General features: G+C 38.5%; 7 protein-coding genes. All 7 read right to left on the bottom strand.

What is annotated here, in order from left to right; translation table 11 throughout:
- Positions 1 to 56 precede the first annotated feature (56 nt).
- Positions 57 to 3,164, bottom strand: a complete 3,108-nt coding sequence (locus tag D8837_RS09830; protein WP_125455970.1) for an LPXTG cell wall anchor domain-containing protein — start codon at positions 3,162 to 3,164, stop codon at positions 57 to 59.
- 161 nt (positions 3,165 to 3,325) lie between these two features.
- Positions 3,326 to 4,645: a glycosyltransferase gene (locus D8837_RS01495; protein WP_125455969.1), complete on the bottom strand. Its 1,320-nt coding sequence runs from the start codon at positions 4,643 to 4,645 to the stop codon at positions 3,326 to 3,328.
- Between the two features lie 206 nt (positions 4,646 to 4,851).
- Positions 4,852 to 11,250 (bottom strand): MucBP domain-containing protein, encoded by a 6,399-nt coding sequence (locus D8837_RS01490; RefSeq protein ID WP_125455968.1) that lies wholly within the window; start codon positions 11,248 to 11,250, stop codon positions 4,852 to 4,854.
- A gap of 237 nt (positions 11,251 to 11,487) precedes the next feature.
- Complete coding sequence (locus D8837_RS01485) at positions 11,488 to 12,366, bottom strand: glycosyltransferase family 52 (RefSeq protein WP_125455967.1); 879 nt, start codon at positions 12,364 to 12,366, stop codon at positions 11,488 to 11,490.
- Positions 12,363 to 13,067, bottom strand: coding sequence for a cytidylyltransferase domain-containing protein (locus D8837_RS01480; protein ID WP_125455966.1), 705 nt, complete (start codon positions 13,065 to 13,067; stop codon positions 12,363 to 12,365). The genes D8837_RS01485 and D8837_RS01480 overlap by 4 nt, the downstream gene beginning before the upstream one ends.
- Complete coding sequence (locus D8837_RS01475; protein WP_125455965.1) at positions 13,051 to 14,406, bottom strand: sodium:solute symporter family transporter; 1,356 nt, start codon at positions 14,404 to 14,406, stop codon at positions 13,051 to 13,053. The genes D8837_RS01480 and D8837_RS01475 overlap by 17 nt, the downstream gene beginning before the upstream one ends.
- A gap of 1 nt (position 14,407) precedes the next feature.
- Positions 14,408 to 15,739 carry a glycosyltransferase gene (locus D8837_RS01470; RefSeq protein ID WP_125431582.1) on the bottom strand — a complete coding sequence of 444 codons (1,332 nt, stop codon included), beginning with the start codon at positions 15,737 to 15,739 and terminating at the stop codon, positions 14,408 to 14,410.
- Positions 15,740 to 15,900 lie beyond the last annotated feature (161 nt).

Genomic DNA, 15,900 nt, shown 5'->3' with positions numbered 1-15,900 from the left:
AAAAGGAGCGGATATGATATCCTACTCCTTATTCTTGTCAGAAAATCTAATTTGAATTAGTCTTCTTTTTTCTTGCGAGCAAGAAATCCAAATCCACTCAAGACACCTAAAAGTCCAAGTGCTGCTAGGCTAGCGTTAGCTTCTGTACCTGTGTTTGGAAGTTCAGCTTGTCCTGTTTGAGGTAACTCTTCCCCATATTCTGAGTGTTCCCCATGAGATGACTTGTTCTCTTTTTGGGCCACCGCTTCATCTTGATGAGAACCTTCTTGTTTTGTAGGTTCATCAATCTTAACAGAATTTGACTGAAGGTATTCTTGATCCTGTGGTTTCGTTACATCACCACCTATTAACTCAGTATATAAATGAGTAACAATACCATCTTTTTCATAGGTCATTGTATATCGATATTTCTTACCATTTTTCGATATGATATCAGATTTAGGAGCCAATTTACCAATTTGAATTGGAACGAGTTCTTCATTCGATTCAATAATAATATGGCGAGTAATCAATAATGGAGCTACAGAATGAACCGCTGGGTCACCTTTTTCACTTACAACTCCTTCTGGCAACGCTGGTTGTATTTCTGGTTCGCCCTTTTCGCTTACAACTCCTTCTGGCAACGCTGGCTGTACTTCTGGTTCACCCTTCTCACTTACAACTCCTTCTGGTAATGCTGGTCGTACTTCTGGTTCACCCTTCTCACTTACGACTCCTTCTGGTAATGCCGGCTGTACTTCTGGTTCACCTTTTTCACTAAAATATTCTACAAAGTCATAAATAACCGTTTTTTCATTTTCATCAACTGTACCCGTTTCTGACGCTGATGTAGCACGATGTCCTTTGTAAAAATAAGACTTACCATCTTTTTGAAGTATTGTTCCCACTTTAGGAGCAGTAGACGTATATTCATCTCCTATAGAAGCATCTTGTGTTAGTAGTTTTCCTGCTGCTATTTCAGTAGTTGTCCCTTCTAACATGTATTTCTCAAATACATTTCCACCAGTTGCTAGTTTATAGACATAGATAATTTCAGTAGTTCCTGAAACAACTTTCCCTGTTTCTGTAGAAGAGCCTGTTTTCAGTCCTACTAGTTTATATTTTTTACCATCTTTGGTTATTTCTTGTAGTTTTACCGTTGTAGCATCATATGAAACCTCTTTGTTTGTTGTCGTTGGTGTTCCTACTACTACTTTTTGATTATCCTTATTTAAGTAATATTTAGTTTCTGTAGAAGATATCACTGCATCTTTAACAACATCTGTACTTTCTTTAATAGAAGTTCCATCCGCTAATTCATACTTAACAATGACACTACCTTTACTCTCAGTAGTTTCTGTTTCTTCCTTAGCGTAGGTGTTTTTAACATTAGTTAGTTGATCACTAATATGGTAAGCACGGGTTGGTTGGTATAAGTCGTAATAATGAATTTCACTATAAATAGGCTCAGATATTGACGCATGTTGTTCATATTTCGTAGGTGCGGCAATTCTATATCGAACTCCATCTTTTTCATATTCTTTATATAATTGGCCTAATCCATATTGATATCTAGTATCTTCACTATAATATTTCGAACCAAAATAGCCAAATCTATAAGCTAAATAAGTTTTTTCTGGTTGATTAGAATCATGATCTTCACTAGGATAATAAGAATCTGTACTCTTATCTCCTAGTTTAAAATCTACATTTACTTCAAACACATTTTTTACAAAATTTGCATTTGTTGGAACTTGGTTGACATACTGAATTGCTTTATGAGCCTCTTTAAACTTCGTGACATTTGCTTTTTCACTCTCGTAGTTAGCAGTGTCTTTAAACTCTTCAATATTTCCAACAAATTTTGGTTCTACTTTATCTCGAGAATTTTTCCATCCTACTGTAATTTCTTTTTCGCCAAACATTTCTTTTAGCTTAGTTATATATTCTGTCACATCGTTATATTTTACAAACTTTCCGTTTTCTCTTATATAACCATTAAACTCCTGATGTACAGAATAAGTAGGACGATTCTTATTATCTACTGCATTTTTATTTGTTAATGTAACCTTATAGATTTCTTCCCATGTCTTTTCTTTTTCAGAGTTAGTGACATCTTCGTCTTTTAAATCTCTTAATCTCTCATCTAAAAGATTATTTAAGCCTTCCTCTAATGCTTTCTCATTAAAAAATGCACCCGCCGTATACGCTTCTTGTTCCGTTGCTGTAGAAACAGATTCTTTTAATGCTACCTCATTTTTTTCAACAACTAATATAGTATCTCCTTCCTTAATTCCACCATCAGTTGTTATATTTTCTTTTGTAAAATCTTTAGCATCATTTTCACCTTGTTTAAATGTTTCAACAGCCCAAGAATCATTGGCTGTAGTTGGTTTTGTGGCTAAAACATACTTCCCATATTTTCCTTCATCAGTTTCAGAAACTAACCAAACTCGACTACCTTCTTTAATATTGTTATAGCGAATACTTCCATCTTCATTATGCAAGTTTCCAGGATTTGCAGGTACTGTAATATCATTGAAAGTTGTTTCCTTAGTAGTCCCCTCATGTTTATCTACTTCTGTATCAATCTTATGATATTTTTCTCCGTTCTTTGCTAAAACTTTATCAGCTTCTTTGATTTTACTTAAAACATCATTAGTTAAATTTGCTACATTTCCTTCATAACGTTTGCCAAAAAGTCCACGAATTTTATAATCCATAGTAGTACTAGAAAGGTGTTTATCACCAACAGGAATTTCTACATCAGATTCTTCTTTCAGCACTTCGCCTTCTTTTGTGACATAAGAAATTTTTGAATCCTTAAAGTTATCTTCTCCTTGTTTTTTTATAGTTTCCTTTTCAACTCTGTCTAAATTATATTTGGCTCTACCTTCATTCTCGCGATGATTTCTTTCATATCCATCTTCTGTCCCCGTTGCATGATAATTCAAACCGTCAAACACATGCATTTTTGGCATTGTATAACTACCCATACCATTACTCAATGTTTCCATTTTCACATTATCTTTTGCAGGTGTTACTGTAGTTTCATTAGCTGTATTTGCAGTTTCTTCAGCCAATACCGGACTAGCTCCAACAATCATCATCCCTAATAAAACTGATGCTGCACCAATCCCTTTATATTTACGTAATGAATATTTTTGAATTGTATCTTTTTTCATAAGGTATTTTTCCTTTTATTTCTTTCTACTTATTATAAAAAATCATACTAACTATTTTAGTATATCACTCTCAGTTTCCTTTATCAAACAATTATACATAAAGGAAATTAAAAAAAATAGATAATAAGATATCCAATAAAATCTCATTATCTATTTCATTTTTAGGCGTTCATGAGTGATAAATATCTCTTAGAAACTTGTTCTTTTGAATATCGATTCACAAACTTACTTGTATTTTCTAGCTCGATTTCTTTATCAGTCTCATATAAACACTTGATAAGATGCGCTAACTCCTCTGGTGTATCATATAAGCAAATATCTGAGTTCTTAGATGCATAATATTGATGAGCAATTTCAACATTAGAAAGCAAGGGAATCAATCCAAAACTCATAGCTTCAACACAGGCATTGGCAAATAATTCCTTTTGGGAAGTTGAAATATAGCCATCATGTTCCCAATAAGGTACCTCATCTACATATCCAACAACATGAATGGTAGATGGCAAAGTCGGATACTCTTTCTTCAATTTATCAATATCTCCACCATATAAGAATACCTCTACAGGTAGGCCTTCTTGTTCTAACTTCCTAAAGGCTTCTATAATCCATTCTACCCTTTTTACCTTACTCATATTCCCTACATAACAATAGGAACTAGGCTTTCTTCTTTGTAATACTACTGAGGAAACTTGAGGTGCAAAAATCGGCGGCATAAATTGTGTGTGATACCCTAAATCTTGCAAGATTGATGTTAATACTTCTGAAGCTACTAAATATCTAGTTTTTCTTCTTAGATTATGAGCTGGATTTAGCAATACATTATCATGGATATATTCCCAATAGAGACGGTTTGTATTTTCTACAAAGCGCCATAATTTGGGAGTCACCACGTTATGTTGATCTCGAATTAAGATGTCTTTCTTATCTGTAAGACTGATTAATACCTGAATCAATAAGTCTTCGTAGGTTAACCATTCTCCATCTTTATAATATAAATAATTGTCCTCCATCATATAAATGGGACTTGGTTCTTCTCTTGGCTTATAGTACCGTGCCCGCATCGCTGTCGAACCATCACGATTGAACCATTCCAGTTCTTCTTTTTTATTTTTCTTTAAATATAATCCGGAAGTAAAATATAGAGTTTCTTCTTCTAATTCAATGCTAGCCACAAATCCATTAACAACAGTCATTTTTCCATTAGGATACCTATCAATGATATCGGAAGGACGAATACTTAATTCATCATGACCAATATCTGATTGATAATGGCTTACACTCACTAATTCATCCCTTCCAAAACCTATTTGTTCATAGCCAGCCTTCCAATCGGGTCGAACTTGAGGATGGGTTAAAATATATAGATGTCCCCAACCTAAATAATCTGCAATTTTCTTTCTGGATAATTGGGATGATTCAAATCCATATTTTCTAACCTCTCTTTGCCAGAGCCCTGGATGTATTGTAACCATTTTAGTCATAACAATCTCCTATCATATACGGTAACCTTCGCGACTCATTTATCTGTACTTGTTTGTCAGAAAGATTTACTAATCTGAATTATATCATATGAATCATACTTTTACTAGATTCTATCAATATACCTAACATCTACTTAATACCCCAACAGAAAAAGGAGCGGATATGATATCCTACTCCTTATTCTTATCAGAAAATCTAATTCAGATTAGTCTTCTTTTTTCTTGCGAGCAACAAGTCCAAATCCACTCAAGATACCTAAAAGTCCAAGTGCTGCTAGGCTAGCATTGTCTTCTGTACCAGTGTTAGGAAGTTCAACTTGTCCTTTAGCTTCTGATGAAGCTGCTGGAGCTTGTGGTGCTTCACCATTTACTGGTACTGATGGCATCGTTGGAGTTGTTGGAGCAGCTGGGTTAGCCGGATTAGCTGGTGTTGCTGGCTGACTTGGGGCTGTCGGTCTCACCGGATTTGTTGAAGGTGTTGCTGGAGAACCTGGTTGAGATGGAGTGAGTGAGCCTCCATTTGTAGAATCTTCTTTGACTTCTTTATAAACGTAAGTAACTTCTGTTGTTCCTTCTGTTACTTTACCAGACTCTTCACCCTTAGTTGAAGTTGGTACAAGTACGTATACTTTACCATCTTTAGTAGTGATTGTAGCTGGCTTGTTATCACTTGTGTCATATGCTGAGCTTATAGAACCGTCAGTAGTGTCTTTAACGTCTTCTGCGATTGTGTTACCTGCTTCGTCTACATAATGAACTACTACGTTTCCTTTAACTTCTTTGTACACATATGTTACTTCTGTAGTTTTACCTGTTTCAACGCTTCCGTTTTCGTTACCTTTAGTTGATGCTGGTACTAGTTCGTATACTTTTCCTTCTGCAGTTGTAATACGAGTTGGTTTCACATCTTTATCCGTAGTGTTGTAAGCTGCACCTGGTTTACCGTCTTTAGTACCAACAACATCTGATTGGATTGTGTTTCCAGCTTCGTCTACATAGTGAATCACTACTTGTCCTGCTTTTTCGTAAACGTAAGTTACTTCTGTTTTACCTTCTACTACGTCTCCTGTTTCAGGTTTAGAATCGTCTTTAACAGCTTTTTCTGTTAAGTAGTAAACAGTTCCGTCTTTTTCGATTTTCTCTGGTTTGTTGTCAGTTGTATCGTATTTAGCGTTTAGAGAAGCACCCTTAGTATCTTCTTTATCTTCAGCAATTACGTTACCTTCTGTATCAACGTAGCGAACTACTACATCACCAGTGACTTCTTTATAAACGTAAGTAACTTCTGTTGTTCCTTCTGTTACTTTACCAGACTCTTCACCCTTAGTTGAAGTTGGTACAAGTACATATACCTTACCATCTTTTGTAGTGATTGTAGCTGGTTTGTTGTCACTTGTATCATATGCTGAGCTTACTGATCCGTCAGTCGTATCTTTAACATCTTCAGCGATTGTGTTTCCTGCTTCGTCAGTGTAGTGAACGACTACGTTTCCTTTAACCTCTTTGTACACATATGTTACTTCTGTAGTCTTACCTGCTTCAACATCACCAGCTTCGTTACCTTTAGTTGATGCTGGTACTAATTCGTATACTTTACCTTCTGGAGTTGTGATACGAGCTGGTTTCATGTCGTTGTCAGAAGTATCGTATTTAGCTCCTGGTTGACCATCTTTAGTATCAACAGCATCTGCTTGAAGAGTGTTTCCAGCTTCGTCTACGTAATGAACAAGAACGTTTCCTGCTTTTTCGTATACATAAGTGATTTCTGTAGTTCCTTCTACAACAGCACCGTTTTCTGGCTTAGAACCGTCTTTCAATTCTTTAGCTGTTAAGTAGTATACAGTTCCATCTTTTTCAAGTTTAGCTGGTTTGTTGTCAGTTGTGTCATATTTATCACTTAGTGATCCATTTTCTACATCTTTCGTATCTTCAGCTAATGTGTTTCCTTCTGTATCAACATAGTGAACGACTACATTACCAGTGATTTCTTTGTAGACGTAAGTTACTTCTGTAGTTTCTCCAGCTTTAACTTTACCTGTTTCATCACCTTTAGTTGATTGAGGGATTAATTCGTATACTTTTCCTTCTGGAGTAGTGATACGGTTTGGTTTCATGTCGTTATCAGCAGTGTTGTAGTCTGAGCTTGGTTTACCGTCTTTTGTATCAACAGCATCCACTTGAATAGTGTTACCTTTTTCATCAGTGTAGTGAACAACTACTTGTCCTGCTTTTTCGTAAACGTAAGTTACTTCAGTTTTACCTTCTACTACGTCTCCGTTTTCTGGTTTAGAATCGTCTTTAACAGCTTTTTCTGTTAAGTAGTAAACAGTTCCGTCTTTTTCGATTTTCTCTGGTTTGTTGTCAGTTGTATCGTATTGAGCGTTTAGAGAAGCACCTTTTGTATCTTCTTTATCGTCAGCGATTACGTTACCTTCTGTATCAACGTAGTGAACGACTACATCACCAGTTACTTCTTTATAAACGTATGTTACTTCTTTAGTTTCTCCAGCAACAACTTTACCTGTTTCGTCACCTTTAGTTGCTGTTGGTACAAGTTCGTATACTTTCCCTTCTGCAATTGTGATACGAGTTGGTTTCATATCGTTATCCGCAGTGTTGTAGTCTGATCCTGGTTTTCCATCTACAGTGTCTTTAGCTCCTGAAGCAATATTTGCACCAGCTGCATCAACACCTACTAATGGAGTTCCATCTTCTGTTTGGTAGTTAACTACTACTTGTCCTGCTTTTTCATAAACGTAAGTTACTGTAGTTGTTCCTTCAACAACATCTCCAGTAGCTGGTTTAGAACCATCTTTAAGTTCTTTAGTTGTTAAGTAATATTTAACACCGTCTTTAGTGATTTCAGCTTTTTTGTAGTCTGCTGTGTCATATTTAACGTTTAGAGAAGCATCTGTTTCGTCTTTTTCGTCTTCAGCAAGTGTGTTACCTTCAGTATCTTCATACTTAACAACAACATTACCTTTAACTTCTTTATAACCGTAGGTTACTTCTTTGGTTTGTCCAGCTTCTACCGTACCTGTTTCATCACCTTTTGTCGATGCTGGGACTAGTTCATATACTTTGCCTTCTGCAGTTGTGATACGATTTGGTTTCATTCCGTTATCTGCAGTATTGTATTCAGAACCTGGTTTTCCATTGTCAGTGTCTTTTGCACCTGAAGCTACATCTTTACCGTCTGCAGTTCCTACTAATGGAGTTCCGTCTTCTGTTTGGTAATTAACGATGACTGATCCAGCTTTTTCGTAAACGTAAGTTATATCCGTTTTACCTTCTACTACGTTTCCAGTTTCTGGTTTAGAATCATCTTTAAGACCAGCTTTTGTAATGTAGTAAACAGTTCCGTCTTCTGCAGTGATTTTTTCTGGTTTATTATCAACAGCAGTGTTATATTTTTCACTTAAAGATGCGCCTTTAAGGTCATCTTTGTCAGCTGCGATTGTCTTACCTTCTGTGTCAACATAGTGAACGACTACGTCTCCAGTTACTTCTTTATAAACGTATGTTACTTCTTTCGTTTCTCCAGCTACTACTGTACCTGTTTCGGCACCTTTAGTTGATGCTGGGACTAATTCGTATACTTTTCCTTCTGCAGTTGTGATACGGTTTGGTTTCATTCCGTTATCAGAAGTGTCATATGCTGATCCTGGTCTTCCGTCTACAGTGTCTTTTGCACCTGAAGCTACGTTTGCACCAGCTGGGTCAACACCTACTAATGGAGTTCCGTCTTCTGTTTGATAGTTAACGACTACTTGTCCTGCTTTTTCGTAAACGTAAGTTACTGTAGTTGTTCCTTCTACTATGTCTCCAGTAGCTGGTTTAGAATCATCTTTAAGCTCTTTAGCTGTTAGGTAGTATTTAACACCATCTTTAGTGATTTCGTCTTTTTTGTGGTCTGCTGTATCGTATTTAACGTTTAGAGAAGCATCTGTTTCGTCTTGTTCGTCTTCAGCGATTACGTTACCTTCAGTATCTTCATACTTAACGACTACGTTACCTTTAACTTCTTTATAAACGTATGTTACTTCTACAGTATCTCCAGCTACTACTTTTCCAGTTTCATTTCCGATTGTAGAAGCGGGTACTAGTTCGTATACTTTGCCTTCTGCAGTTTTAATACGGTTTGGTTTCATTCCGTTGTCTGCAGTGTTGTATGGATCACCTGGTTTTCCATCGGTTGTATCATTATTAGTTTCAGGAACATTATTTCCTTCTGGATCTGTACCAGAAATTGGGTTACCTTCTTGATCTGTATAGTGAACTACTACTGATCCAGCTTTTTCGTAAACGTAAGTTACTGTAGTTGTTCCTTCTACTACGTCTCCAGTAGCTGGTTTAGAACCATCTTTCAGTTCTTTAGCTGTTAAGTAGTATTTAACACCATCTTTAGTGATAGATTCTTTTTTGTGATCAGCTGTATCGTATTTAACATTTAGAGAAGCATCTGTTTCATCTTGTTCGTCATCAGCAAGTGAGTTACCTTCAGTATCTTCGTACTTAACAACTACATTACCTTTAACTTCTTTATAAACGTATGTTACTTCTTTAGTTGTTCCTGATTCAACTTCACCTTCTTCTTCACCTTCAGTTGATTCTGGAACTAATTCGTATACTTTGCCTTCTGCAGTTTTAATACGAGTTGGTTTTAGACCATTATCTGCAGTGTTATAAGCTGTACCTGGTTTTCCATTGTCAGTATCTTTTGCACCTGATTCTACTGTTTTACCAGCTCCAGCTTCGTCTACTACTGTTCCTGTAAGTGGTGTTCCATCTTCTGTTTTGTAGTTAACGATTACTGATCCTGCTTTTTCATAGATGTAAGTTACTTTTGTAACACCTTCTACTACTGTACCTTCTTCAGCTGGTGATGTAGTTTCTTGATCGTTTACAGCAGTTTTAGTGTTTGCTTCGTTTAGGTAGTAAACATTTCCAGCTGCATCTGTAAGTTTTTGAGGTTTTTCAGTTTCATTTTTTTTAGTGTTGTACGCTACGTTTTTAGGCGTTCTAACAGTTTTGTCTTCTACAACTACTTCTTGTCCATCAGCATCAACATAGTATTTCTCAGTTACTACTTCAGCTACTGTTTCAGGAGTATCAGTGTAAGGTGCTTTTAATTCTGTTCCATCCTCTGTTTGGTAGTTAACGACTACAGAACCTTTTTTCTCTACTTCACGAGTTTTTTCTTCTGCATAAGTGTAAGTGATTGTTGTAGTACCACTTGCTAAACGGTATGCACGAAGTGGAGTGATTTCATCACGATAAGAGTACTCTTCAACTTCCGGCGCAGGATCAGAAAATTTCATAAGAAAATTAGGACTATCTTCTAAAGTACTTGTTTCTTGATCAGTAACGCTTGCTATATCAGCTATTATATCAGTTGTAGGTCTTCCTTTATCATCAACTTGATCTCCATTATCAGCTTTAACCGCCAGAGGACCATCAGTTTTTACCGCCATTCCTAAAGTAATATATCGTTTGAAATTAAGGAGGTTATCTTCAAATCCTTTTTCTTGAAGATATGCAAGATAGTTTTTTACAAGAGTTTTGTTTGCTTCTCCTGTTGCAGTATCTGGAGCCGCTTTAAAGTTTTGTACCATTGCATATGTTCTATTTAAAGTAGCCCCAGTTCCATCTTTACTATCTGCTACATTATCACTAGATGACAATTGTATCTGTGCTGTTAAAGAGAAACTCTCAGCTTTAGCTGTTACATAGGTATTTTTCTCAAGGACGAAAACATAGTCTCCTTCTTTGATTCCACCATCAGCTGTTACGTTAGCTGAAGTGAAGTCTTTTGCTGCAGGTTCTCCAGCTTTGAAAGCTTCTACCATCTTAGCATCAGAAGTGATTGCACCTGAATCAGCTTGTACATATTTACCATATGTTCCTTTTCCTGTTTGCTCAACGATCCAAGCTTTCCCACCAGCTTTTACAGTATCATAAGTGATTTTACCTTCTGCATTACTTAATCCTTCTGGAGTAAGTTTCGCGGTTACATCACCTAGAGTTGTGTCAGAGTACACTCCTCCACCGTTTCCAGTGTTTTCAGCCTTAGGTTCTCCGATTAGGTGATAAGTTTTTCCATCTTTTTCGATTGTTGCTTTCTTACCGTTTTCTTTAGCGTCGTTTAGGTCGCTATCCTCTGCATCTCCACCTGTTGTTCCTTTGAAAACTTCTCCTGATTTTCCGTATACATCGTACGGTGTTTCGATAGTTTTATCAGCACCAGAATTTTGGTTTTTGTTTTCTTCTAATACAGTATTTCCTTCAGCAGTTACATATTTGTAATCTACTTTTCCAGTTTTAGTAATTGTATTTGTTCCCTCTGCAGTTGGATCAGTTGAAAATTGCCTACCTGCATCTGGGTTCTGAATATTAGCTGTATCTACAATTACTGACCCCTTATCATTAGAAATCGTTGTTGTGTTGTCGCTGTTTTCTGTCATCGCTGCTTCTACAGTCTGGGTTTGTCCTGCCATTGCAAGAGCTGCACCGACAATCAGACCAACTGTACCGATTTTGACTGAGTCTGAACGACCGTCTTTAAACTTACGAATGGAAAATTTTTCTTTTTTATTTATAAACATTCTTAGTATCCCTTACCTTTATTTTTTGTATGATTTCCAAAATTCATAATATTGTTATAACAATAAATGGTTGATAAAACTGAAAACCGAACGTTCCTATTTTAACACTTTTCATCCTCTAAAACAATAATATTGCTCAATTTTTTTGATACATCAAACCACTTATTTATAGTATATTGAAATATAAAAAATCCAAGCTAGTGCATGGATTTATATTTCTTAAAATATACATTCCTACTACCAGCCAAGGGAAACCCTTTCAAACTGACAACCCAAGCGTCGCAATTCTTTTTGACGGTCCTCATAGTAGGGGAGAGAAATACCTGTGATGGTCACATGGGGCAGGTCTTGTAAGTGGAGGCTGACAGACGAGGTGAAGTGATAGACCTGAACGAACTCGTATTCTTGAAAGAGTTGGGATAGGACATCTTCAAAGATCAGCTCCGTCTCCAAGTAGGTCACATCAGGGATAGTGAAGGTTTCCTTGGGATGGGGTAGATAGAGGTCAATAGCCAAGGCCTTGGCATAGGTGCTGATAAAGCGGATGGAGATCTGATCGTCCTCTTCAGAGAACTTTTGTCCCAGCAGGACCTTGACCGTCTTACAATTTGAGACGGGTGCTTGTAGCAGGTCAAAAAAATGCTCCAGATAAACTAGCTTTTCTCTAGCCACGACATGATAGTCACTGCGATAGAGGGTATAGTGCTTTTCCGTTCGCTCAATCAAGTCATCTCTAGTCAAGCCCAAAGGCCCCACCTGACTGGGTTGAAGAGGGAGGGCATACATTCCCAAAGGGTAAATATCCGCATAGCCATCATCGAAACTCATGAGGTGCTGGTAATTTGAACTAGCAACCAAGTCCAGAATCAAGCTATTGTCAAAGCTAGCATAAAAGATGGTGTCATAGTCGCCGGCAAGCTCCTGACAAATATGAGCCAAGTCCTCTGCATCCTGAGGATAGTGAACATGGTCAAAATCCTTTGCATAATGCTCCTGTCGGGCATTTTTGACAGGACTGACATAAAGGCTAACAAAGTCCTGATTAGGATAGAGTCCTTTGATATGCTGGGTAATCTTGGCCTGCAAGGGCGTTGTGGCAATGATGAGGTGTTTCATCTTTTTGATTCTCCTAGGTGGTGATGGTGCAGCAAGGTCTCAACGACTTCAAAGTCCAAAGCATCGTCAATATCATAAGAATAGAGTTTGGGCATTTCATAGGCTACTGTCTTATCTGTGTAAAAGGTCTCATCTCGTAGGTAGAGGTCCTTGCGAGAAATCCAGATACTGCCGTTGGGATAGTAATAGACAGGCTCTTTCTGCCGAGCATAGTGCTTGGAAACCTGAGGCGGACGGATAAATGACGACTCCGCCAACTGCAAGTAAAGACTACGACTCTTGTCTGCCTTAACACAGGAAATCAGATGGTCGGCCCCAGACTGACAGTAGAGTTGATAGGACTCGACGATGTGCTCCACCTCTCTCAAGGGTGAGGTCACCTGTAGATTTACAAAGACCTGCTCTTCCTCAAAGGGCTGTAAAAAGTCTCGTAAGGTTTCTAAGCTAGAGGTTGTTGATAGGGCCAATTCTTTTGGTCTGTGGACACAACGAATCTCTGGATAAGCTTGACGACAGAGTTCTAAATAGGCTAGTGAGTCTGAGGAGACCCAGATGTCACTAAATAGCTTGGAGGCTAGAGCGACTTCGATGGTATAGAAAACCAAGGGTTTGCCTGCAAACAGTTTGATATTTTTATCCACTAAGCCGCGTGAACCCGAACGAATCAAAATGACGGCTATGGGTTTAGATGTTGCTTTCATATAGTCTTCCTAGAATTGAGATAAAAAGAGCAGATAAAGTAGTAATGATGCTATTTAACCAAGGATTGGGGTTGGCAAAAAGGCCACTGTAATGATAGAGAACCAAGGCTCCTAGACTAAAGACCAGATAGATTTTGGCTAGTTGTAAACTCGGTTTTTTGAGGAGTAAGACCAAGAGGTACAAACCACCAATCACACCTAGTGTCAGGCCCATAAAGCCGTTAATCCACTCATAGATGGAGTAGATTTCTGCATTCATGAGTAAGAGGCAGAGGAGCCAGGACAGGCCTGCTAAGACAAAGGATAGGAGGCTTGGCGACCAGCGAATTTTTGTCCAAGCAAAATCCAACTTCAAACAGGTCACGATTGCATTCATACTGGATGAAACTGTGGATTGGCCTGCTGCCAATAGAGCCAGCATGATGAAGCCGCCAAACCAAGGTGCCAGACCCTCCCGAGCATAGGCAATGAGAACAAGATTGGTCGATGTAGTGGTAAAATTTTCCTGACGAATCAAGCAGCCAATCAGATACAGTAGACTAGCAATCCCAAAGGACAAGAGGCCCTGAAACCATAAGATTTTTCCAATCTTCTGACACCCCATTTTGCTATTAAAACGTTGAACGATATCCTGCGAGGAAACGTAGGAAAATAAGCTACTAAAACCTGCTCCTGCAACTAAGATGAAGACCGTCTTCCCATCCAGCGTCTCTGCAAAGTGAGATAACTGTTGACTGCTATTCATGACTAAACCAGATTGGGCAATTCTTGGTAGAAAGAGGGCCAATATAGCCAGTAGGACCAAGCCTTGAAAGAAGTCCGTCCACAGCACAACCAAGAGACCACCCCTTGCCAGATAATAGACCGTCAAAAGAATGAGTAAACCAGACAAGATCAGCTGATTGATAGGGATAAAGGGCGCTAAAGCCTGAGACAATAAGTAGGTCACCACTGCTATTCGCCCCAACTGGTAGAGGATGAAGAGACCTGAGGCCAGTGAACGAATGCCAGTCGATTGAAACTTATCCTCTAAAAGATGATAGGCTGTCTCGTAGTTTCCCTTTTGATAGAGGGGAAGAAAGTAGCGATGAGCTAGTGGAATAGCGAGAAAGATGCCACACTGGGCAAACCATAGATAGGACCTACCTGTATAGGCATTCCCCACCAGAGTCAGAAAGGAAATAGGGCTGAGTAAGGTCGCAAAGACTGAGAAGGCCAGAACTGTCACTGGAACAGCTTTCTTAACCTGATAATAGTCCTCTTCGCTCCCTTTTTTCCAATAAGCAATCCAGGAAATCAAGCAGAAATAGAGCACTAGGGTGACTAGAATTCCCAACATCCTAGAAATTCCTATCTAATAGTTCTCTGTATATTTGAGCTACTTTTTCCAGAGAATAGCGAGAGGCTAAGGCTAGATTTTTTTCATTCGATAGATAAAAATCAGGCTCTTCCATCTCTTCCATCTCTTGAATCAACTCTGATTTGGTTTTAAACAAGTTGATGGCATTGGACTGGTTGGCATAAAAACGATGGGCAATCTCCACATCAGATAACAAGGCTAACAAACCTTGACTCAAGGCTTCAATACAGGCATTGGCAAATAACTCTGTATAACTTGCAGACAGATAGCATTGGTGGAGATGATAAGGTACTTCGTCAACGATACCTTTAAAGTGAATGGTTGGTGGCAGATCGTAGCGATTACGAAGTTCCTCCAGACGCTCCTCTGTACCACCATAAAAGGTAATCTGGGCCTTGGAGCCACGTTTGTAGAGTTCGATAAAGGCTTCAATGACAAGTTCAACGTTCTTGCCTTCTCCCATATGACCCACTAGGCAATAGTCCAAAACAGGTCCAATTTTTCTTAGCTGACCTAATTTTTCTGTAAACATTGGTGGTAAAAACTTGGTATCATACCCTTGTTTCGCCAAAGTATCAGTCAACATTTCACTGGCGACTAGGTATTTGTTTGTCTTGCGCAGATTGGCGAGGCGTAAGTCTCGCATGACATTTTCATGGACGACTTCATAGTAATTTTTGTCCGTATTTTCCATATAACGCCAGAGGCTGGGTTTGGGAACGATTTGTTGGTCACGGATAAAGAGATCGATCTGTTTTGCCCATCCGGCTAGGAACTTCACTAACAAGTCCTCTTCAGAACGGATTTCTCCTCCTATGCGGTAGATGTATTCTGGGTAAAAGATAGTGACAGGAGAGGGTTCTTTGAAGGGATCGATAAAGCGTCCTTCCAGAGCCAATTCTCCATTTTCATGATACCAACGCAACTCCTTTTCTTTAAAATCTTCAAACAAGAAGGGACCTTTGGTATAGTAATATCTTCCCGAACCATCTCCTAGGGTAACAGAAGCGACAAAACCATCTTCATTGAGCTCAACCTGATCTCCGTCTGCTAGAGTTAGGCTTTCTGGTCTCACTGATAAGTCTGCATGCCCTATATCTGAAAAACTATGCGGAACACAGAGCAGTTCTTTTTCTAAAAATCCTAACTTGATTAAATCTTTCTTCCAATCAGGTCGTAGCTGGGGACTTGATATGAGGTGGACGTAATCCAAGCCTAGATGTCGTGCGATACGTGCTCGATAGACCTGGGTGCTCTCAAAGCCATAGCGATGGATTTCCTTGACTGGATGAATGGTGACAATTCTCGACATGTTATACATTCTTTCTCTCTTATTTTCTGCTCACAAAGGAAAAACCACCCTCGTCGAAAGGCGAGGGTAGTTAATTAGTTACTATGCTTGGGGATTTCCTAGCAAGTTCCCCCTCAAAAGGACTTTATGCTATTCTATCACAAAGACAGACCATCTGCAAG

Source organism: Streptococcus mitis, assembly GCF_003942965.1.
GTDB classification, from domain to species: Bacteria; Bacillota; Bacilli; order Lactobacillales; family Streptococcaceae; genus Streptococcus; species Streptococcus mitis_BH.
Note: the sequence above shows the minus strand (reverse complement) of the source record. Positions and strands in the feature narration are given on the sequence as shown.